The sequence below is a fragment of the Amycolatopsis sp. NPDC028719 genome (assembly GCF_055565395.1).
Map to the genome: position 1 here is coordinate 10651 of NZ_JBVHUL010000002.1, position 20398 is coordinate 31048.

The 20398-nt window shown below is 70.8% G+C and carries 15 protein-coding genes; 8 read left to right on the top strand and 7 right to left on the bottom strand.

Annotation, left to right across the window (positions count from 1 at the left end):
- Nucleotides 1-32: 32 nt before the first annotated feature.
- From ACZ4TR_RS07960 to ACZ4TR_RS07970, 3 genes are all read left to right on the top strand, one after another.
- Complete coding sequence (locus ACZ4TR_RS07960; protein ID WP_465286328.1) at nt 33-647, top strand: hypothetical protein; 615 nt, start codon at nt 33-35, stop codon at nt 645-647.
- The gene (locus ACZ4TR_RS07965; RefSeq protein WP_465286329.1) at nt 647-3733 is read left to right on the top strand and encodes an ATP-binding protein; all 3087 of its coding nucleotides are present in this window, start codon (nt 647-649) and stop codon (nt 3731-3733) included. Before ACZ4TR_RS07960 ends, ACZ4TR_RS07965 begins: the two co-directional genes overlap by 1 nt.
- An 85-nt stretch (nt 3734-3818) precedes the next feature.
- Nucleotides 3819-4382 (top strand): dihydrofolate reductase family protein, encoded by a 564-nt coding sequence (locus ACZ4TR_RS07970; protein WP_465286330.1) that lies wholly within the window; start codon nt 3819-3821, stop codon nt 4380-4382.
- Between the two features lie 44 nt (nt 4383-4426).
- Here ACZ4TR_RS07970 and ACZ4TR_RS07975 read toward each other — a convergent pair whose 3' ends face one another.
- The 4 genes from ACZ4TR_RS07975 to ACZ4TR_RS07990 form a co-directional block, all read right to left on the bottom strand.
- Nucleotides 4427-5143 carry an Asp23/Gls24 family envelope stress response protein gene (locus ACZ4TR_RS07975; protein WP_465286331.1) on the bottom strand — a complete coding sequence of 239 codons (717 nt, stop codon included), beginning with the start codon at nt 5141-5143 and terminating at the stop codon, nt 4427-4429.
- Between the two features lie 260 nt (nt 5144-5403).
- Nucleotides 5404-6621 carry an SGNH/GDSL hydrolase family protein gene (locus ACZ4TR_RS07980; RefSeq protein ID WP_465286332.1) on the bottom strand — a complete coding sequence of 406 codons (1218 nt, stop codon included), beginning with the start codon at nt 6619-6621 and terminating at the stop codon, nt 5404-5406.
- Nucleotides 6618-8915 (bottom strand): beta-xylosidase/alpha-l-arabinosidase, encoded by a 2298-nt coding sequence (locus tag ACZ4TR_RS07985; RefSeq protein WP_465286333.1) that lies wholly within the window; start codon nt 8913-8915, stop codon nt 6618-6620. Before ACZ4TR_RS07985 ends, ACZ4TR_RS07980 begins: the two co-directional genes overlap by 4 nt.
- A gap of 71 nt (nt 8916-8986) precedes the next feature.
- Nucleotides 8987-9997 (bottom strand): LacI family DNA-binding transcriptional regulator, encoded by a 1011-nt coding sequence (locus ACZ4TR_RS07990; RefSeq protein ID WP_465286334.1) that lies wholly within the window; start codon nt 9995-9997, stop codon nt 8987-8989.
- Between the two features lie 132 nt (nt 9998-10129).
- Between ACZ4TR_RS07990 and ACZ4TR_RS07995 the strand changes: the two genes are divergently transcribed.
- The 4 genes from ACZ4TR_RS07995 to ACZ4TR_RS08010 are packed head-to-tail and all read left to right on the top strand — an operon-like array spanning nt 10130 to nt 16262.
- On the top strand, nt 10130-11425 hold the full coding sequence (locus ACZ4TR_RS07995) for an extracellular solute-binding protein (protein ID WP_465286335.1): 1296 nt from the start codon (nt 10130-10132) through the stop codon (nt 11423-11425).
- Nucleotides 11422-12393, top strand: coding sequence for a carbohydrate ABC transporter permease (locus ACZ4TR_RS08000; protein ID WP_465286336.1), 972 nt, complete (start codon nt 11422-11424; stop codon nt 12391-12393). Before ACZ4TR_RS07995 ends, ACZ4TR_RS08000 begins: the two co-directional genes overlap by 4 nt.
- Nucleotides 12393-13217 carry a carbohydrate ABC transporter permease gene (locus ACZ4TR_RS08005; RefSeq protein WP_465286337.1) on the top strand — a complete coding sequence of 275 codons (825 nt, stop codon included), beginning with the start codon at nt 12393-12395 and terminating at the stop codon, nt 13215-13217. The genes ACZ4TR_RS08000 and ACZ4TR_RS08005 overlap by 1 nt, the downstream gene beginning before the upstream one ends.
- A gap of 15 nt (nt 13218-13232) precedes the next feature.
- Nucleotides 13233-16262, top strand: a complete 3030-nt coding sequence (locus ACZ4TR_RS08010) for a glycosyl hydrolase 115 family protein (RefSeq protein ID WP_465286338.1) — start codon at nt 13233-13235, stop codon at nt 16260-16262.
- A gap of 134 nt (nt 16263-16396) precedes the next feature.
- Here ACZ4TR_RS08010 and ACZ4TR_RS08015 read toward each other — a convergent pair whose 3' ends face one another.
- On the bottom strand, nt 16397-17467 hold the full coding sequence (locus tag ACZ4TR_RS08015; protein ID WP_364522769.1) for a LacI family DNA-binding transcriptional regulator: 1071 nt from the start codon (nt 17465-17467) through the stop codon (nt 16397-16399).
- Nucleotides 17468-17536: 69 nt separating this feature from the next.
- Between ACZ4TR_RS08015 and ACZ4TR_RS08020 the strand changes: the two genes are divergently transcribed.
- The gene (locus ACZ4TR_RS08020) at nt 17537-18553 is read left to right on the top strand and encodes an endo-1,4-beta-xylanase (protein ID WP_364522771.1); all 1017 of its coding nucleotides are present in this window, start codon (nt 17537-17539) and stop codon (nt 18551-18553) included.
- Between the two features lie 52 nt (nt 18554-18605).
- Here ACZ4TR_RS08020 and ACZ4TR_RS08025 read toward each other — a convergent pair whose 3' ends face one another.
- Both ACZ4TR_RS08025 and ACZ4TR_RS08030 read right to left on the bottom strand, forming a co-directional pair.
- Nucleotides 18606-19163 carry a polysaccharide deacetylase family protein gene (locus tag ACZ4TR_RS08025; protein ID WP_465286339.1) on the bottom strand — a complete coding sequence of 186 codons (558 nt, stop codon included), beginning with the start codon at nt 19161-19163 and terminating at the stop codon, nt 18606-18608.
- A 55-nt stretch (nt 19164-19218) separates the two neighbouring features.
- Entirely contained in the window at nt 19219-20151 is a 933-nt protein-coding gene (locus tag ACZ4TR_RS08030) for an acyl-CoA desaturase (protein WP_465286340.1), read from the bottom strand.
- Nucleotides 20152-20398 lie beyond the last annotated feature (247 nt).

The following is a 20398-nucleotide window of genomic DNA, read 5'->3' on the forward strand; positions in this document are numbered from 1 at the left end:
CCGACCGCTTGAACCACAAGCAGACCGCGGCGATGTTCACGCTGATGGTGCTGGGACGAGAAGTGCCCAACCAGGAACTGCAGGAAGTCGTGGGGTTCACGCTCACCGGCAAGGACCGCACGAACCTGAACAAGCTGGGGTATGTCGAGAGTGAGCCGTCCGGGCCGAGGAAGAGCTTCGTGCACCTGCTGAGCGACAGCGGCTGGGCCTGGTGCGAAGAAGAGATCGCGGCGGACGGGCCGCCTCCGCCGCGAGGGCAGAGCACGCTCGCTTCCGCCCTTTACGTGCTGCTCGGCGGTTTGAACGGATACCTCGAGCGCGAAAACAAGCGGCTGTTCCACGTCTTCGGGCCTTCGGTCGAAGATCCGGTCGCACCCAAGCAGGAGGGGGACCTCGAAACCCGCATTCGCGTCGCCTACCGCGAGCTCGTGCGGGAACCGCGTGGCTGGGTGGCGCTGGTGGACCTGCGCCCGAAGCTCGGCGCGCCCGCAACCGAGGTCGATGCCGTTCTGAAGGAACTGAGCCGCGCGGGCAAGGCACACCTCGTCCCGGAGGACAACCGCAAGGTGCTCACCCCGGCCGACCGCGAGGCGGCGATCCGCATCGGCGGTGAGGACAACCATCTGCTCTCGATCGAGGCATCCTGATGGACGAGCTGAAGGCTCTCGCCACCCTGAGCTTCAATTGGGCCGATGCACCCGGTCACGTCTGGAAAGACTCGCCGTACCACGTGGACGGCTTGCACGCTGACGCGCTCGCCGCGCTCGACACCGGCATTCGCGATGCCGCCGCCAGCGACGGAACCAGCCCGATAGGGCTCGTCCTGCGCGGGCTGAAGGGCGTCGGCAAGACTCACTTGCTGGGCCTCGTCCGGCGCCGGGTGCACCGGGCGCGGGGCTACTTCTTCTTGGATGACGTCACGGCGGCGGAGGCGTTCTGGGAGAACACGGCCGAGGCGCTGCGCCGAGGGCTGGCCCGTCCCGACGATTCGGGCGAGTCCCAGTTGAGAAGCTTCCTGCGGCGCGTATGCCTGCGAGCCCACGTCGACGCCGAGGTCGAGGCGAGGATCCGGCGTGGGCGCGGGCTGACCGTGGACGACGTCGAGGCGTTCGTCGACGGGGTGACCTCTCTCGACGAGGTGGTCGCCGACGAGTGCGGTGACACCGCGCGCGCCCTCGTGCTGATCGCGAGTCGGGACCGCGGCGTCAAGTACGTCGGTGAGGACTACCTGGACGGGGACGACGTGCTCACGCCGGACTCCCGGCAGTGGAACATCTTCTCGCGGCCCAAGCACTCACGCGCACTCGTGCAGGAGATCACCCGGTTGCTCGCCCTGACCGGACCGGTGGTGATCGCCGTGGACCAGCTGGACACGCTCATCGCGCAGTCGATGAAGCGCACCGAAGAAACCGGTGACAGTACCGAGGAAGATGTTCTCGTAGCGCAGATCGCCGACGGGCTGATGGGACTGCGCGAGGTCACCCACAAAACCCTCACCGTGCTCGCCTGTCTCCCCAGCACCTGGAACCAGATCAAGGTGAAGGCGGCGGGCACCGTGCCCGACCGCTTCCGTGAATCGGTCCCTCTCGGCCGGATCACCGATGCCGCGCTCGGCCGGGCGCTGGTGGAGAAGCGTCTCGGAGTGGCTTACCGTGCCGCCGGTTTCGTCCCGCCGCACCCGACCTGGCCCGTGGCACCCGAGGCGTTCAGGGAGCCCTGGGAGGAGTGGACGCCAAGGGAACTGCTGAAGCGTATCGGCGCGCACATCGAAATGTGTCTGCGCACCGGGCAGGTCCGAGAGCTCACCTCCTTCGACGAGAAGGCGCAGGTGCCGGTCGCCCCGGTGCGCACCGCGGTCGAGGACGACCGGTTCGCCGATCTCGACGCGGAGTTCGAGAAGCTGCAGGAGGAGGCCGATCCCGCGAAGCTGCTCGTCGAAAAGTCCGTGGACAAGGTGATGCCGGATCTGTTGTCGGCGGTCCTGCGCTGCTGGGTCACCGAGGTCGGTGACGACAACTTGGAATGGACCTGTGAGCGGCAGAACGAGAAGAGCGAACTGCACGCCTGGCTCACCCGGACTCTCGACGAAACCGCTGATCTGCAGGAACACTGGACGTTTCGAGCGATCGCGGCCCAGGATCCCCGTGCCGCACTGAGCCGGTTCCGGAAGGCCCGGTCCGCGGCGGGGCAGTTGCAGGGGGCGGACAACCGCCACCTCATCATCCTTCGGGACGCGTGGCAGGGCGGGATCAAGACGAAACAGGAGGTTGACAAGTTCACGGCGGCGGGCGGGCGGACGATCCGGCTCACGGAAGGCGATACCAGGACCTTCTGGGCCTTGCAGAAGATGCTCGGCAACGGCGACCGTGAACTGCACGAGTGGCTGATCGATCGCCGCCCGGCCAGCAGGTCCGAGCTGCTGTCCGCCGTGCTTCCGGAGAAACCATCGGAGAAGCCGTCGGGGCAGCCCGCCGAAGGGACGCACCCGCCGCCCGCGGATGGCGAGATCACCCTCGGGACCGTCGTCGGTTCGGGGGAGCCCGTGCGGGTCGGGCTTTCCGCGCTGCGCAAGCACGCCGCCGTCTTCGCCGGATCCGGTTCCGGGAAGACCGTGCTGCTCAGGCGGATCGTCGAGGAATGCGCCCTGCTGGGTGTCTCCGCGATCGTCCTGGACCCGAACAACGACCTCGCCCGGCTCGGCGACGCCTGGCCCGCGCCGCCCGACGGCTGGGGGCCCGACGACGCTCAGCTCGCGAAGCGGTACCTCGCCGAAACCGACGTCGTCGTCTGGACGCCGGGGCGGGCCACCGGGCGGCCGCTCGCGTTCCAGCCGCTGCCGGACTTCGGCGGTGTCCTCGACGACTCCGACGAGTTCGCCGCCGCCGTCGAGGTGGCCGTCGCGACGCTCGCGCCACAAGCGAGGCTCACCGGGAGCACCGCGAAGACGAACATCGGGCTCGCGGTGCTGCGCCAGGCGGTCGTCCGGCACGCGCGGACCGGGTCGCGCAGCCTGCCCGAGCTCATCGAGCTGCTGACCGAGCTGCCCGAGGACGTCAGCAACCTCAACGACGCCCCGCGCATCGCGGCCGGCCTGGCCGAGGTGCTGAAGGCGGCGATGGTCAACGACCCGCTGTTCGCCGGCGGCGGCGAACCGGTCGACCCGGGCGTGCTGCTGACCCCGGCGGCCGGCAAGCGGGCCCGGGTGTCGGTGATCAGCTTCGTCGGCCTGCAGGCCGACGAGCAGCGGCAGAACTTCGTCAACCAGCTGCAGATGGAGCTGTTCGCGTGGATCAAGCGCAACCCGGCGGGCGACCGGCCGCTGGGCGCGCTGTTCGTGATGGACGAAGCCCAGACGATGGCGGCGTCGGGCACGCTGACGGCGAGCACGCGCAGCACGATCGTCCTCGCGTCGCAGGCCCGCAAGTACGGCTTGGGCCTGCTGTTCGCCACCCAGGCGCCCAAGGGCCTGCACAACCAGGTGGTCGGCAACGCGATGACGCAGTTCTTCGGCCGCCTCAACAGCCCCGCTCAGATCGCGGCGGCCAACGAGCTGGCTCGGGCGAAGGGAAGCCCGGTCGCGGACATCTCCCGGCTGGAACGGGCGCAGTTCTACGTGGCGGGCGAGGCGTTCGGGTTCCGGCAGGTGGCGACGCCGCTGTGCCTGTCCCACCACCCGGCGAGCCCCTTGCGCCTGGAAGAGGTGATCACCCGGGCGCGCGGTGAGGGGGAGTAGCCGACGCCGCGACGCCCGCGCTGTCGATCCGGGCGCCTCCTGTTCGACGCACTGGTGACCACGACACAGAGGAGGCGGGGCGGCGATGACCGGACCGATCAGGGTGTACATGACGACGTCGCTCGACGGCTTCGTGGCGGGGCCGGACGATCGCCCCGGGCAGGAGATGGGGCGCGGCGGCTTCCGCTTGTTCGACTGGCTGGACGACCGCCACGGCGACGGGCCGAGCGGGCAGGTGTTCGCCGAGGCGATGGCGACGGGCGCGCTGATCTCCGGCCGGCGCACGTTCGAGCTGGCCGGCCGATGGGGCGGTGACCACCACGACGGCGTTCCGATCCACGTGCTGACCCACCACGTCGACCCGTCCGACACCGCGCCCGGGAGCGCGCGGTTCTTCACGGATGTGGTGGCGTGCGCGGAAGAAGCGCGCGCCGCGGCGGGCGACCGCGCGGTGATGGTCCACGGCGCCGGTGCCACGCAGGCATTGCTGAAAGCCGGTTTGGTGGACGAGCTGGAACTGCACGTGGTGCCGGTGCTGCTCGGCGCCGGCCGCCGGTTGTTCGGGGAGGGGACACCCGTCGAGCTGGAACCCGTGCGGCAGCTGGCGGATCGCGACGTACTCCACTTGCGGTACGCCGTGCGCCGGTGAAGACGCCCGGTCCCGGGCGCGACACCCGGGACCGGGCGAGGAGATCAGTCGGCGTCCGGGAAGTGGATGTCGGCGACGTGGACGTCCACCGAGGCGACCTCGAGGCCCAGGTACTGTTCCACGGCTTCGACGACCTGGATGCGGATCTGCTCGGCCAGCGTCTTCACCGCGCGCCCGAACTCGACGACCAGCGTGACGGCGATCGTGGCGACCTCGCCCTCGACCTCGACCGAGGTGCCCGCCTCGTCGAGCTCGTAGACGCCTTCGGCCTTGCGGGCGACCCGGATGACGATCTTCGAGACGACGCCGTCGGCCACCGTGGTGCTGCCGCGAGCGCCGGCGGCGGCGCGGGATCCGGCTTCTTCGGCGGCATCGGTTTCCGTGGCGACGACCACCGGAACCTCTTCGGCGGCTTCGGTCTCCTCCGCGACCGCTTCGTCGGCGGTGCCGGTGTCCTCGCCGGACTCGTCGGACTCTTCGGATTCGATGGCCTCGTCGGCTTCGATCGTCGAGTCCGCGACCGCTTCACCGGACGCGTCGTCGGTGGTGTCCACTTCGGCTTCGCCGGTGGCGCCGGCTTCGTCCACGCCGGCGGTTTCGTCGACAGCGTCCTCGGTCCCGGTCGTGTCCTCGACGGGCTCGACCGTCGCGGTCTCGGCGGCGTCGACGGTCGCGGGGGCCGCGTCGCCGTAGCCGTAACCTTCTGAACTGGGCGTTTCGTTCTGAGCGCGACCGAAGATGCTGTTGATGACGTCGGACATGTTTCCCCTTTTCGGGAGCGACGAACACGGATGGGGACGAGCGGAGACGGCGACACTATAGGGGCATCGACCATGATCCCCGTCACAGACCCCCGGGTTCGAGACTCGCTTGTGTCCCAACAGATATCCGGCGCTGGACAACGCTCTCCCGGTTGACCGGACCAGTGATCACGGTCCGTCAGACAAGGGTGAGCGATCAGTGATGCCGGTGCGGAAATGACGTCCAGGAATTGTCCACTTTCCGTCCGGCGGAAATTCCGTCAGCCATTCCGGAACAGGCTCGCGGGAACGCTCGTCCCCAATGCGCGGTACCCGGCGGGGTTGAGGTGCAGGTGGTCACCGACGTCGTAGGCGGGCAGCAGCCGGGTCGGCGCCGCCGGGTCGCGGACCACGCGGTCGAAGTCCAGGACCGCGTCGAAATGACCGCGGATCCACGCGTTCACCGCGGTCCGGGCCGCTTCGCGCAGCGGGTCGTCGTACGCCTCGTTACCGCCGAACGGGGTCAACGTCGCTCCGTACACCCGGATGTCCGCCGCGTGGGCGCGGGTGAGGATCTGGTCGTACGCGTCGATCAGGTCCGCCGCCGTGGACGCGGCGGCGGCGGGCGCGGCCGTGCCGATGTCGTTCACGCCCTCGAACACGATCGCCCACGAAACCCCGCTCTGGGCCAGCAGGTCGCGGTCCAAGCGTGCCAGGACGTTGGGCCCCAGCCCGTCCTGCAGCACCCGGTTGCCGCCCGCGGCCTGGTTGACCACGGCCGACGACAGCCGGGACGCCAGCACGTCCGGCCAGCGGTCGTTGCCGTTGGTCGTCGAACCCCGGCCGTCGGACAGGGAATCGCCGATCACCGCCACCGCCGACGCGGGGGAGAGAACCTCGACGCCGCTGAGGAAGTACCAGTGGTCCACCGGCGTCGCGCCGGCCAGGTCCGCGGCGGTCACCTGGTCGCCCGGCACCAGGTAGGACGTCGTGCGCGAACCCGGGTGGGACGTGATCGACAGCGATCCCTGGCCGTGCGCCAGGTACGTCGTCACCGTGAGGTTCTCGAAAGGACGCACCGGGAACGGCAGCGGGTCCGACACCACCTGCGCGCCCGCCGGGATCGTCGTCGACGGCTTGCCGTGGAACGTCACCGGCAGCACACTGCCGGGGACCACCGACGAAACCCCCGCGCGCCCGTCGAGAGGCCGGCCCACCGAGACGGCCGAAAGCGGCAGCGGCGCCCCGCCGAAGGCGTTCGAGAACCGCAGGCGGATCCGGGGCCCGCCGGCGGACACGTGCGCGGTCTGGCGCAGGGAAGCGTTGTCCAGCACCCGGTCGGCACCCGTGTACGGCGCCGGCGGCAGGTTGGCCGGCTCGGTCAGTTGCGGCATCGACGTCCAGGTCGCCACCCAGTGCGACGCGGGTGGGTGCCCGGAGGCACCCACCACCAGCGCGGTCAAGACGGCCAGGACGGCGACCACCGCGGTCCGTTTCACCGCCCGAACTCCGGCGCCAGCACGCGGTCGAAGCCGACTTCACGGCGAGGCCCGCTCAGAGTGCAGTGCAGGGTCGCCTCGAACCGCTCGCTCGACGTCCCCACGCGCAGCTCGACGTCGCCCGGCTCGACCAGGCGCCGGCCCGACCGGCCCGTGTACGACGTCAGGTCCGCGTGCAGGCCGATGTCCACGACGACCGTCTCGCCCGGCTCCAGCGCGACCCGGCGGGCCGCGATCAGCTGCCGCTCGGGGCGCACGACCTCCGCCACCGGGTCGTGCAGGTACACCTGGACCACTTCCGACGCGGGCCGGGAGTGGTCGTTCCGCAGCGCCACCCGGACCCGGCACACGCCGTCGGTCGGCCACAGCGAACCGGTCGCGCTCACGTCGACCCAGGTCGCGGGCGCGTAGGACAGCCCGTGCCCGAACGGGAACAACGCTGTCGGGTCGACCGTGCTCACCTCGCTGCGGCGGCCGAGCGGCGCCGCGAGGTACGTCGAGGGCTGGCTCGCGCCGGCCGCCGGGAAGCTCACCGGCAGGCGGCCGGACGGGTTGATCCGTCCACTGAGGACACCTTCGAGCGCGGGCCCGCCTTCTTCGCCGGGGTAGAAACCGGAGACCACCGCCGCAAGCCGGTCGATCTGCCGGGAAAGCTCGTACGGACGGCCGGAGAGCAGCACCAGCACGACCGGCTTGCCCGTGGCCAGCAAGGCCTCCAGCAGCTCCTCCTGGCGGCCCGGCAGCCGCAGGTCCGGCGCGTCACAGCCTTCGCCGGACGTCCCGCCGCCGAACAACCCGGCCTGGTCGCCCAGCACGGCCACGCAGACGGACGCGGAAGCGCACGCCGCGACCGCTTCCGCGATCCCGTCGTCGTCGCCACCGGTGACCGGGCAGCCCAGTGCGTAGGTGACGTCGAACGACGACCGCAGCGCCTCCACCAGCGTCGGCACCGAGACACCGAACGGGACGTCGGGGTGGTGGACGCCGACGTGCAGCGGGAACGAGTAGCAGCCGAGCATCGCGCCGGCGGCGTCCGCGCGCGGCCCGACGACGGCGATCGAGGCGCCGGCGGACAGCGGCAGCGTCCCGTCGTTGTGCAGCAGCACGATCGACTTCTCCGCCACCTCGCGCGCCAGCGCCCGGGAAGCAGCGTCGTCGAGGTCGACCTCTTCGGGCACTTCCGGCGCCCAGTCCGCGTCGAGCAGCCCCAGCTCGCACTTCTGCCGCAGCACCCGTTCGAGGGCGCGGTCGACGGCGGCGGCATCGACCGCGCCCCCTTCCACCGCGGCGAGCAGTGGCTCGCCGTAGCAGTCCATGGTGGGCAGTTCCACGTCGATGCCCGCGGTCAGCGCCTGCGCGGCCGCGTCGCCGCGGTCGGCCGCGACGCCGTGCAAGCGGTGCAGGAAGGCGACGGCGAAGTAGTCGGCGACGACCGTTCCGGTGAACCCGTAGGTGTCGCGCAGCAGGGCGGTCAGCAGCGCCGGGTCGGCGGCGGACGGGACGCCGTCGGTGTCGGTGTAGGCATTCATCACCGACCGCGCGCCCGCGTGCAGCGCCAGCTCGAACGGCGGGAGCAGGACGTCCGCGATCTCGCGCGGCCCGGCCGAAACCGGCGCCAGGTTGCGTCCGGCGCGCGAAGCGGAGTACCCGACGAAGTGCTTCAGCGTCGCGACCACGCCGGCCGACTCGAGCCCGGCGACGTACGCCGACCCGATCGTCCCGACCAGGTACGGGTCCTCGCCGATCGTCTCCTCGACGCGGCCCCAGCGCAGGTCCCGCGCGACGTCCAGGACCGGCGCGAGCCCTTGGTGCACGCCGAGTCCTCGCATCGTCCGCCCGATCTGCGAAGCCATCCGGTGCACCAGGTCCGGGTCGAACGTCGCGCCCCAGGACAGCGGGGCCGGGTAGATCGTCGCCTGCCACGCGGCCAGCCCGGTCAGGCATTCCTCGTGGACGACGGCGGGAATGCCGAACCGGCTGCTCGAGACGATCTGGCGTTGCGTGCGGGCGAGGCTGTGCGCCCCGATCAGCGGATCGACCGGCCGGGTGCCGAAGGCGCGGGTCAGCTGCCCGATGCCGTGGCGGACCAGGTCGTCGAGGTCGACGGCGGCGTCGACGAAGTCGTGCTGGTGCGGCGCCATCTCCCCGCCGGCGTCGATGCCGACCCAGACGCCGTAGAGCTGGGCGAGTTTTTCGCGCAGCGTCATGCGCGCCATCAGGGCGCGGACGCGTTCGCCCGGGTCGGCCGCGGGGTCGCGCCACGGCTCGGTGGCCGCGGCAGGCTGCGTGGTCAAGGCTTTCCGCCCTTCGTCAGGAGGGGAGCTTTCGGGGTTCCGGGTGGCGAAGCCCGGATGTCACAGCGAGTTCAGGCGAGGGCCCGGGTCGAGCTTCGCACCACCAGGCCGGTGTCGAGGGTGACGTGGGTGCGCCCGACCTCGTCGCCGTTGATCAGCGCGATGAGCATGCTGATCGCCCGGTGGCCCATCTCGCGGATCGGCTGGTCCACTGTGGTCAGTGGCGGGCTGCAGAGCGCGGATTCCGGCACGTTGTCGAAGCCGACCACCGAAAGGTCGTCCGGCACCGAAAGCCCCAGCTCGCGGGCCGCGCCGACGGTCGCGATGGCCGAGATGTCGTTCGCGGCGAACACCGCGGTCGGCCGGTCCGGGCCGGTCAGCAGGTCGTGCGCCGACGCCGCGGAAACCTCCGGGTCGTAGGCGCCGACCCGGATCAGGCTCTCGTCGGCGGGTACGCCCGCCGCTTCGAGGGCACGCAGGTACCCGGCCTTGCGCAGCGACGCCGATTCGAGGTCGGGCCGGCCGGCGAGGAACGCGATCCGCCGGTGGCCCAGGTCGAGCAGGTGCTCGGTCGCCAGCTGCGCGCCGCGCAGGTTGTCCGAGTCGATGGTGGGCAGGTGCGACGGCCCGGTGTGCGGGTCGACCGCGACGACCGGCGTGCCGGGGACGGCTTCGAGCGAGACGGCCGGCGTGACGAGCACGGCGCCGTCGACGAGCGTGCCCGAAAGTCTGGAGAGGTACCGCTTTTCCCAGCCCACGGGGTCGCCCGTGCGCCCGCCCGCGGAGTAGACGACGAGCTCGAACCCGCTGCCGCGGATGGCGTCCGCGGCACCCTTGAGCAGCTCGGTCGAGAACGGTTCGAGGTCGGCGACCAGAATCCCGATCACGTTGGTCCGGTGGTTGCGCAGGCTCTGCGCCACGAGACTGGCTTCGTAGCCGAGCTCTGCGATCACCGCGCGGACCTTCGCGAGCGTCGCGGCGGAGACGCCGTAGCGCTCGTTGATCACTTTGGAAACCGTGGCCACCGAGACGCCGGCGTGGGCCGCGACGTCACGGATGGTCACCCTGGAACTGGGCTGCATCGGCTCAGACTAGCCATGTAAAACGTTATCGACAACGATTGACATCCGATTTGCCCGGGAGCAGACTCTTCGCCACCCGGGCGCTGTCACGCCCCGTCCAACTCGGCCGAAGTCGTCAGGAGTGGACCCACGATGTCTCTGAAACGCCGGATCCCCGTACTCGCCGCCCTCGTGGCTGTCCTGCCACTTGCGCTTTCGGCGTGCAGCGGGGGGACCGACACGCCCGCACAGCCGAGCGGCCCGGTCACCCTCACCTGGTGGCACAACGGCACCACCGACCCGATCAAGTCGATCTGGGAGAAGGTCGTCACCGACTACCACCAAGCTCATCCCGATGTCACGCTCAAGGCCCAGCCGCTGCAGAACGAGGACTTCCCCACGAAGGTGCCCCTCGCCCTGCAAGGGGCCGAGCCGCCGGACGTCTACCAGTCCTGGGGCGCCGGAGATCTGGCCTCCCAGATCACGTCGGGCAAGGTCGCCGACATCACCGACGCCACGAAGCCGTGGATCAGCCAGACCACCGGGAAGTTCGGGGAGAACTGGCAGGTCGACGGCAAGCAGTACGGGGTGCCGTTCGAGCAGCACTTCGTCGGCTTCTGGTACCGCAAGGACCTCTTCCAGCAGGCGGGGATCACCACCCCGCCGAAGACGATGGACGAGCTGAACGCCGCCGTCACGCAGCTGAAGGCCAAGAACATCGCGCCGATCTCGGTCGGCGGCAAGGACCGCTGGCCCGACGCCTTCTACTTCAACTACTTCGCCATCCGCGAATGCTCGGTCGACGTGCTCAAGCAGTCGGTGAAGGCGGTCAAGCTCGACGACCCGTGCTGGACGAAGGCCGGCCAGGACCTGAAGAACTTCCTGGCCACGCAGCCTTTCCAGACCGGGTTCGCCGGCACGCCGGCCCAGCAGGGCGCGGGCAGCTCCGCCGGTCTCGTCGCCAACGGCAAGGCCGCGATGGAACTGCAGGGCGACTGGGAGCCCGGCACGATGTCGGCGCTGACCGACGACAAGCAGCTGGATTCGAAGGTCGGCTGGTTCCCGTTCCCGTCCGTGGCGGGCGGTCAGGGCGACCCGGCGGCCGTGCTCGGCGGCGGCGACGGCTTCGCCTGCACGACCCGCGCGTCGAAGGCGTGCGCGGACTTCCTGCAGTACCTGGGCAGCGAGCCGGTGCAGACGCAGCTCGCCGCCCAGGGGGCCGGCCTGCCCGTCAACACCGTCGCCGCGAAGGCGTTGAAGACCGACACGCTGAAGGCCGTCTACGACTACGGCACGAAGGCGCCGTACCTGCAGATGTACTTCGACCGGGCGTTCCCGACCGCGGTCGGCGCCGCGCTGAACGACGCGGTGGCCAACATGTTCGCAGGCCAGGGCACCCCCGAAGGCATCGTGACCGCCGTCAACCAGGCCGCGGCGGGCAACAAGTGACCACGGCAACCACGCCGGTGCGGACGGCGGCGCGGCCGTCCGCACCGGCGGCCGGCCCCCGGGCGAAGCGCTCCAGCCTCGGCAAACGGCTGGAACTGGCGTTCCTGCTCGGGCCGGCGCTACTCCTGTTCGCCGGGTTCGTCCTGGTGCCGATCGGGATCGCCGCCTTCTACAGCCTGTTCAAGTGGAACGGCTTCGGCCCGCTGGACGACTTCATCGGCTTCGACAACTACGCCGACGCGTTCGCCGGCGACGTGTTCCAGGGCGCCATCGGGCACAACCTGATCATCGCCGGGCTGTCGATCGTGGTGCAGCTGCCGCTGTCGATCGGGCTGGCGATGCTGCTCAACCGGAAGCTGCGGGGCCGCGCGGTGCTGCGCGCGCTGGTGTTCGCGCCGTACGTGCTGTCCGAGGCGATCACCGCGGTGATCTGGGTGCTGATGCTGCAGCCCAACGGGTTCGCCGACCAGGTGCTCAAGGGCGCCGGGCTCGGCGGGCTGGTCCACAACTGGCTGGCCGACCCGGGCATCGTGCTCTACACGCTGTTCGCGGTGATCACCTGGAAGTACATCGGCTTCGGCATCATCCTGCTGCTGGCCGGGCTGCAGGGCGTGCCGGCCGAGCTGCGCGAAGCCGCCGCGCTGGACGGCGCGTCGGCCTGGCAGACCACCCGCCACGTCGTGCTGCCGCTGCTCGGGCCGACGATCCGGATCTGGATCTTCCTGTCGGTGATCGGCTCGCTGCAGCTGTTCGACGTCGTCTGGATCATGACGACGGGCGGCCCGGCGAACGCGTCGACGACGATGGCGACCTACCTGGTCGACCACGGCTTCAAGCGCTACGAGTTCGGGTTCGGCTCCGCCGTGGCGGTGATCCTCTTCGTCATCTGCTTCGTGTTCGCCCTGCTGTACCAGCGGTTCGCGCTCCGCCGCGACACCCAGGGCGCCCTGACGAGGATGGTGGGCTGATGCGTTCACGCCGGTTCGGCCTGTCGGTCGGCTACCTCGCGGCGATCGTCGTGCTCGGGGTGACCGTCGTGCCGCTGCTGTTCGTCGTGCTCGGTGGGTTCCGCAGCAACGCCCAGCTCAACAACGACCCGGCCGGGCTGCCCAGCCCGTGGATCTCGGACAACTACGCCTCGGTCCTCGGCTCGGGCGCGTTCTGGACGTTCCTCGGCAACAGCGCGCTGATCGCCGTGATCGCGACCGGGGTCGCCGTGGGACTGGGGTCGATGGCCGGGTACGCGCTGTCGCGGTACCACTTCAAGGGCCGGGAGGCGTTGTACACGCTGTTTACGCTCGGCCTGCTGTTCCCGCTCACCGTGGCGACGCTGCCGCTGTACCTGTGGCTGCGCCAGCTCGGCATGCTGGAGAGCTTCTGGGGTGTCGCGATCCCGGAGGCGGCGTTCTCCCTGCCGGTGACGATCGTGATCCTGCGCCCGTTCATGCACGCCATCCCCGGTGAGCTCGAGGACGCCGCCGTCCTCGACGGCACGACCCGGCTCGGGTTCTTCTGGCGCATCCTGCTGCCCCTGTCGGCGCCCGCGCTGACCACGGTCGGCGTGCTGGCGTTCGTCACCAGCTGGAACGCCTACCTGCTGCCGCTGCTGGTGTTCAACGACTCCGCGCACTTCACGCTCCCGCTCGGTGTCGCGACGTTCCAGTCCCAGTATTCCCAGGACACCGCCAAGGTGCTCGCGTTCACCGCGCTGTCGATGATCCCGGCCCTGGCGTTCTTCGTGCTCGCCGAACGGCGCATCGTCGGCGGGCTGACCGGATCCGTGAAGGGCTGACTCAGGAGGTCTCCCGTGCCGTCCGAGGTCCACCGCCGTACCTTCTTGCAGTTGCTGGCCCTGGCCGGGGCGGGATCCGCCGCCCTGCCGGGGCTGGCCGAAGCCGGGACCGGGTTCCCGTTGGCGTCGCGGGGAAAGGTCGCGACGATCGTGGTGGATCCCGGGGACCTGCCCGGGGTCCGGCGGGTCGCCGGCGACCTGGCCGCCGACGTCGAGCGCGTCACGGGCGTCCGGCCGGTCGTGACCGGCGTGGTCCCCGCCCACGGGCCGGTGGTGCTGGTCGGCACGCTCGGCCACAGCCCGGCGGTCGACTCGCTCGTCGCGGCCGGTCGCCTGGACGTGCGGGGGATCGCCGGGAAGTGGGAGACGTCGCTGAGCCAGGTGGTCGACGGACGCCTGGTCCTCACCGGGAGCGACCAGCGGGGCGTGATCTACGGCGTCTACGAGGTCTCGCGGCGCATCGGCGTGTCGCCGTGGTACTGGTGGGCCGACGTCCCACCGGCCCGGCGCGCGGAGCTGCACATCCCGGGGGAGCGGTTCAGCCTCGGGACGCCGCACGTGAAGTACCGCGGGTTCTTCATCAACGACGAGAACCCGGCGCTCGGCACCTGGGCTCCGGCGTACTTCGGTCCCGGGAAGGCGCCGGGCTACCCGGGCGGCTTCAACCACCTCTTCTTCGCCAAGGTCTTCGAGACGATGCTGCGGCTGCGGGCCAACTACCTGTGGCCGGCGGTGTGGGGCCGCGCGTTCGCCGAGGACGACCCGCTCAACCACGCCACCGCCAAGGAGTACGGCGTCGTGATGGGCACCTCGCACGAGGCGCCGATGATGCGCGGCATCGAGGAGTGGAACCGGCACGCGGTGCCGGCGGTCCGCGACGCCGCCGGGACCATCACGACGCCGGGGCACGACCCGTACGGCGGCACCGGGGAGTGGAGCTTCCGCCGCAACGGCGAGGCGATCAAGGCCTACTGGGCCGACGGCATCCGCCGGATGGCCCGCGAGGACTTCGAAGGCGTCGTCACGCTCGGCATGCGCGGCAACGGCGACGTCAGCCTGCCGGACGGCGACGGCATCGAGCTGATGCGGGAAATCCTCGCCACCGAAAGGGAAATCCTCGCGCGCGAGCTCAGCACGGACGTGCCGCAGGTGTGGACGCTGTACAAGGAGGTGCAGCGCTACTGGGCGCAGGGCCTGCGCCCGCCCGACGACGTCATCGTGGTCTTCACCGACGACAACTGGGGCAACATCCGCAAGCACCCCGACCTCGCGCTGCCCCGGCATCCGGGTGGGTACGGGCTGTACTACCACTTCGACTACGTCGGCGGCGGCCGCAACTACAAGTGGGTCGACACGACGCTGATCGCGAACACGTGGGAGCAGCTGCACCAGGCCGCTTCCTACGGGAACGACCGGCTGTGGGTGGCCAACGTCGGCGACATGAAGGGCAACGAGCTGCCGCTGCAGTTCTTCCTCGACTACGCGTGGGACCCGTCGGCGCTCCCGGCCGAGCGACTGTCCACTTGGGAGCGTGAGTTCGCCTCGGCGAACTTCGGATCCGCGCTGGCTTCCGACATCGCGTCGGTCCTGCACGACTACGGCCGGCTGCAGTCGCGCCGGAAGCCGGAGCTGCTGAACCGGCTGATCACGCTCCAGCCGGACGGCACGATCGTGTACGACGACCAGGCGACGCCGTTCAGCCTGGTGAACTACCGCGAGCTGGACCGGGTCACCGAGGAGTGGCAGGACCTCGCGGCGCGCACGTCCCGGATCGCGGCGCGAGTGCCCTCGGCCTACCGGGACGCCTTCTACGAACTGGTTTCCTACGCGGTCACGGCGTCGGCGAACCTCTACGCGCTGCGGCGCGCCGAGTTCACGAACCTGTTGTACGCGGCCCAGGGCCGGGCTTCGGCCAACGGGCTCGCCGCCGTCACCGAAGCCCGCTTCGCCGACGACCTCGCGCTGGCGGAGAAGTACAACACCGGCATCGCGGGCGGCAAGTGGCAGGGGTTCCAGACGCAGCCGCACATCGACTACGGCGACGTCGCCCGCTACGGCCCGAATGCGCCCTGGCAGCAGCCGGAGCTGAACAACGTCGCGATACCGGACGTCATCTTCCCCGCGGTGCGGCGGCTCGACCTGCCCGCCGCCGCGGCGCTGGGGGTCGCGGTCGACGGGTCGCCGGAGGCGTGGCCGGGTGCCGCGGGACGGCCGGTGCTGCCGGAGTTCAGCCCGTACCAGACCGCGCCGGCGCAGTACATCGACGTGTTCAACCGAGGGCGGACGCCGTTCCGCTGCACCGTATCGGCGGGCGCGCCGTGGGTGCTGGTCGAGCCGCGTGGCGGCCGGGTGGGGGAGGAGCTGCGGATGACCGTGCGGATCGACTGGAGCCGGGCGCCTCAGGGAGTGACGACCGTGCCGGTCACGGTGTCGGGCGCGGGCGAGTCGGTGGTGGTGGACGCCGTCGTGGCGCATCGGCCGGTGCCTTCGTCGTGGCGGCGCGGGTTCGTCGAAGCCGGCGGGTACGTGTCGATGGAGGCTTCGCACTGCAGTGCGAACGTCGACGCCGCCGGAGCGTCCTGGCGCGCGATCCCGGACCTGGGCCGCACCGGCGCGGGGATGACGCCGTTCCCGGTCACCGCCGCGAGCCGGGCGGTGGGTGCCGGGCCGCGGCTGGAGTACCGGATGACGTTGTTCACGGCCGGGCCGGTGACGGTGTGGGCGTACCTTTCGCCGCGCAGCAACGTGCTGCCGGGTGACGGGCTGCGGTACGCGGTGTCGTTCGACGACGCGGCGCCGCAGGTCGTGAACATCACGAAGGCCACGGGCGCCGATGACATGACGATGAACCGCCAGTGGGAGCGGACGACCTCCGACAACGTGAACCTGACGTCGACGCGGCACGTGGTGACCGAGCCCGGGCCGCACGTGCTGAAGGTGTGGATGGTCGACCCGGCGGTGGTGGTCCAGAAGCTGGTGGTCGACACGGGGGGCCTGCGGCCGAGCTACCTGGGCCCGCCGGAGAGCAAACGGTGGCCGGGATGAGCGGGTCGCCGGAGTCCTCGCGGCGAGAGCGCTCCTTGCGGCCGGGCGAGCTGCTCGAGCGACCGCCCGCGGGGGCGCCCCCCGTCTTCCACGCTACCGGTGGGCACCGACAGTTCCGGTGCCCGGACGTCCGCTCATCCCCGGCCGGCGGAAACCACCCGAGGTGCCTCGTGCGCCGGGGCGGCCGTGCTGTGCCGGACCACCAGACTGGTCGCCAGCTCGAGGCGGTGGCTCTCCGGATGCGTCCCGCGGGCCAGCGCGATCGCCAGCCGCGCTCCCGCGGCCGCCATTTCCTGCAGGGGCTGGCGGATCGTCGTCAGCTCCGGGGTCAGCCAGCGGGCCACCGGCAGGTCGTCGAAACCGATCACGCTCAGGTCGTCCGGGATCCGGAGCCCCGCGTCGCGCGCGGCCTCGTACACGCCCAGAGCCTGCAGGTCGCTGCCCGCGAACACCGCCGTCGGGCGGTCGGGGAGGGTCAGCAGTGACGCCAGCTCCCGGTAGCCGGACCGGACGTGGAAGTCGCCGCGGCGCACCAGCGCCGGGTCGAACGCCAGCCCGGCCGTCTCCAGCGCCGTGCGGTAGCCGTCGATCCGGGCCCGGCTGCACAGCACCCCGTCCGGCCCGCCGATCATCGCGATCCGGCGGTGTCCCAGCTCCACCAGGTGCCGGGTGGCGGTCAGCCCGCCCTGCCAGTTCGTGGCCCCGATCGAGGGCGTCTCCGGTCCGGGCGCGCCGGCCGGGTCGACCACGACGAGCGGGATGTCGCGGGCCCGCAGCTTCGCCAGCTGCCCGCCGGTGAAGTCGGAGCACACCGAGACGATGCCGACCGGCCGCCGCGCCAGCACGCTTTCCAGCCAGCTCTGCCCGGGTGTGTGCCGGCCCGACGAATCCGCGAGCACGACCGCCATTCCGTTTTCGCGGGCCACGCACTCGACCCCGCGGATGATTTCGAGCGCCCACGTGCTTTCGAGTTCGTGGAACATCAGTTCCAGCAATCGCGAACGACGGGACCGTTCGTCGGCGCGCCGGCGGTAACCGTATTTCCCGATGACCGCTTCCACCCGGGCTCGGGTGCTTTCGGCGACGTCGGGACGGCCGTTCAGCACTTTCGAAACAGTCGGGACGGAAACCCCCGTCTCGGCGGCGATCCGGGCGATGGTGACCCGGGAGGCGATCGGCTCGGAATCGTCAGACTTCGTTGTCATGAAGGAGATTCTAAGTCATCGAAACCCGGTTGGACACACTTCGAAAGTTTCGGAAATCGGAGGAAAGAGATGCTGAGAAGTATTCCTATTAAACGTGCCCTGCTGACGGCCGCGGTCGTCGCGGGCATTGCCGTGTGGCAGGCGCCGGCGGCTTCGGCGGCCGTTCCGCTGAAAGACATCACCCACCGCTACGTCGGGAGTGCGGTGGCGGCGGCGTACCTGGCGGACGAAGCCGATTACCGGGCCGTGCTCACCCGTGAATTCGACAACGTGACGCCCGAGAACGAGATGAAATGGGGCACGGTCGAAGCGGTTCGCGGCCAGTACGACTGGTCGGGCGCCGACGCGATCGTCCGGTACGCGCAAACGCACCACAAGACCGTCCGCGGCCACACGCTCGTCTGGCACTCCCAGCTGCCGGACTGGGTGGCGGCGCTGCCCGCCGGCGAGCTGCGGCGCGTCCTGCGCGACCACATCACCACGGAAGTCAAGCGGTACAAGGGAAAGATCCGCGCCTGGGACGTCGTCAACGAGATCTTCAACGAGGACGGCACACGGCGTGACACGGTCTTCCGGCAGAAGCTCGGCGACGGGTTCGTCGCGGACGTCTTCCGCTGGGCGCACGCGGCCGACCCGTCGGCGACGCTCTACATCAACGACTACAACATCGAAGGGATCAACCCGAAGAGCGACGCGGTGTACGACCTGGTGAAGACGCTCCGGCGCCAGGGCGTCCCGATCGGCGGCGTCGGGGTCCAGGCGCACCTGTCGATCCAGTACGGCTTCCCGGCGGAGTACCGCGAGAACCTCGCCCGGCTGACGAAGCTCGGCGTGGACGTGGCGATCACCGAGGCGGACGTCCGGATCCCGACCCCGCCGGACGCGGCGAAGCTCGACACGCAGGCGACCTACTTCGACCGGCTGTGGGACGGCTGCCAGGCGGTCCGGCGGTGCGTGGAGTTCACGACGTGGGGCTTCACCGACCGGCATTCGTGGGTCCCGGATGTGTTCCCGGGTGAGGGAGCGGCCTGCCTGTTCGACGAGAACCTGCGTCCGAAGCCCGCGTACCTGCGCATCAACCCCTGAGCCGACGCCGTGAAGGGCACCTTCAGGGACGCGAAGTCCCTGAAGGTGCCCTTCACGGCATTACGTCGGGCACCGGACCCGGCCGCAGGCCGCGCGTGGCGAGGTCCGCGAGGATCCGGGGGACCGCTTCGACCGTCGCCGGCCGGCCTTCGTGCATCAGCACGACGCCGCCCGGCTCGGCGCGCGACGCCGCGGCCACGATCTCGTCCGCGGAGGCGCCCGCCCAGTCGCGGGTGTCGACGGTCCACAGCACCTCGGTGAGCCCGTGCGACACGGACGACACTGTCGCCCGGACGGCGTCGTCCGTGTCGCCGTAGGGCGGCCGGAACAGCACCGGGCGCACCCCGGTCAGCGAAACCAGGAGGTCCTGCGTCCGCCGGATCTCCTGGTCGCGGGCGTCGGCGGAGAGGCCGGTCAGGTACGGGTGGGTCCACGTGTGGTTGCCGATCACGTGCCCGGCGGCCGCGATCTCCCCGACCAGCGCCGGGTGCGCGGCGGCGTGCTCGCCCCACAGGAAGAACGTCGCCCGCACCCCTTCGAGCGCGGCCAGCAGCGCCGGCGTGGTCGAAGGGTACGGGCCGTCGTCGAAGGTCAGGGCCACCGCGTCCATGGGGCCAAGATCACCCGGCGCCGCCGCGGAGGCAAGGACTTTCGGCGGCCTTTCGTCAGCGGGCCAGCGCGGCCAGCCGCTTGGCGGTCGGCCACCGGACGTTCCACGCCCAGCCGAGCTTCTCGAACGCCCAGATCACCCGGGCGGAGATGTCGATCTGCCCGCGCTGCGCGCCGTGGCGGGCCGACGTCGGGTCCGCGTGGTGGGTGTTGTGCCAGGACTCGCCCATCGACAGGATCGCCAGCGGCCAGAAGTTCGCCGAGCGGTCGCGGCTGGCGAACGGGCGTTCGCCGATCATGTGGCAGATCGAGTTCACCGACCACGTCACGTGGTGCTGGAACGAGATCCGCGCCAGGCCGGCCCAGAGGAACGCGGTGAGGGCGCCCCACCACGACAGCGTGATCAGCCCGCCGAGCAGCGCCGGGAGCGCCAGGCTCACCACCACCCACACCGGGAAGAGCCGGTCGACGACGCGGATGTCGTGGTCGGCCTCGAGGTCGGGGGCGAACCGGTCGACGTTCGTCTTGTCGCGCCCGAAGAGCCAGCCCATGTGGGCGTGCCAGAAGCCGCGGGCGAGGGCGACCGGGGACGTGCCGAACAGCCACGGCGAGTGCGGGTCGCCCTCGCGGTCGGAGAACGCGTGGTGACGGCGGTGGTCGGCGACCCAGCCGATCACCGGCCCCTGCGCCGCGAGCCCGCCGGCGATGGCCAGCGCGATCCTCAGCGCCCGCTTCGCGCGGAACGCGCCGTGGGTGAAGTAGCGGTGGTAGCCGACGGTGATGCCGAGCGTCGACACCACGAAGAACGCGCCGCCGATGGCGAGGTCGAGCCAGCTGACGCCCCAGCCCCAGAACACCGGGACGGCCGCGGCGAGCGCGAGGAACGGGACCAGCAGGAACGTGCGGATGGTGATGAGCTCGGCGACGGTCTGGCGGCCGGAAAGCACGGGTTTGGCGACGGGTCGGCGAGCCTTCAGGGAGGCTGTCATGCAGTACTCGTTTCGAAGTCGAAGTCAGCGCGCGCGGAGCGGGAGTCCGGGCTCACGCGCGGCGGCCGGGGAGCGGGAACACTCAGGGCCGGCGGTCTTACGGTGTGCCGGGCGCTTCGCCACTCCTGCGGGCGATCGCCTGGACGGGCCACCGGTCGGGAGCGGGACCGGCGGGACACCGGCATCCGAGGGGCTCTCGACACCACCCACGTTACAGGAATGTTGTGAACCCGCAGTGTGGCGCCAA

Coding starts and splice junctions, on each gene's coding strand:
- ACZ4TR_RS07960 (WP_465286328.1), top strand. CDS start 33: ATGTTCACGCTGATGGTGCTGGGACGAGAAGTGCCCAACCAGGAACTG.
- ACZ4TR_RS07965 (WP_465286329.1), top strand. CDS start 647: ATGGACGAGCTGAAGGCTCTCGCCACCCTGAGCTTCAATTGGGCCGAT.
- ACZ4TR_RS07970 (WP_465286330.1), top strand. CDS start 3,819: ATGACCGGACCGATCAGGGTGTACATGACGACGTCGCTCGACGGCTTC.
- ACZ4TR_RS07975 (WP_465286331.1), bottom strand. CDS start 5,143: ATGTCCGACGTCATCAACAGCATCTTCGGTCGCGCTCAGAACGAAACG.
- ACZ4TR_RS07990 (WP_465286334.1), bottom strand. CDS start 9,997: ATGCAGCCCAGTTCCAGGGTGACCATCCGTGACGTCGCGGCCCACGCC.
- ACZ4TR_RS07995 (WP_465286335.1), top strand. CDS start 10,130: ATGTCTCTGAAACGCCGGATCCCCGTACTCGCCGCCCTCGTGGCTGTC.
- ACZ4TR_RS08005 (WP_465286337.1), top strand. CDS start 12,393: ATGCGTTCACGCCGGTTCGGCCTGTCGGTCGGCTACCTCGCGGCGATC.
- ACZ4TR_RS08015 (WP_364522769.1), bottom strand. CDS start 17,467: ATGACAACGAAGTCTGACGATTCCGAGCCGATCGCCTCCCGGGTCACC.
- ACZ4TR_RS08020 (WP_364522771.1), top strand. CDS start 17,537: ATGCTGAGAAGTATTCCTATTAAACGTGCCCTGCTGACGGCCGCGGTC.
- ACZ4TR_RS08025 (WP_465286339.1), bottom strand. CDS start 19,163: ATGGACGCGGTGGCCCTGACCTTCGACGACGGCCCGTACCCTTCGACC.
- ACZ4TR_RS08030 (WP_465286340.1), bottom strand. CDS start 20,151: ATGACAGCCTCCCTGAAGGCTCGCCGACCCGTCGCCAAACCCGTGCTT.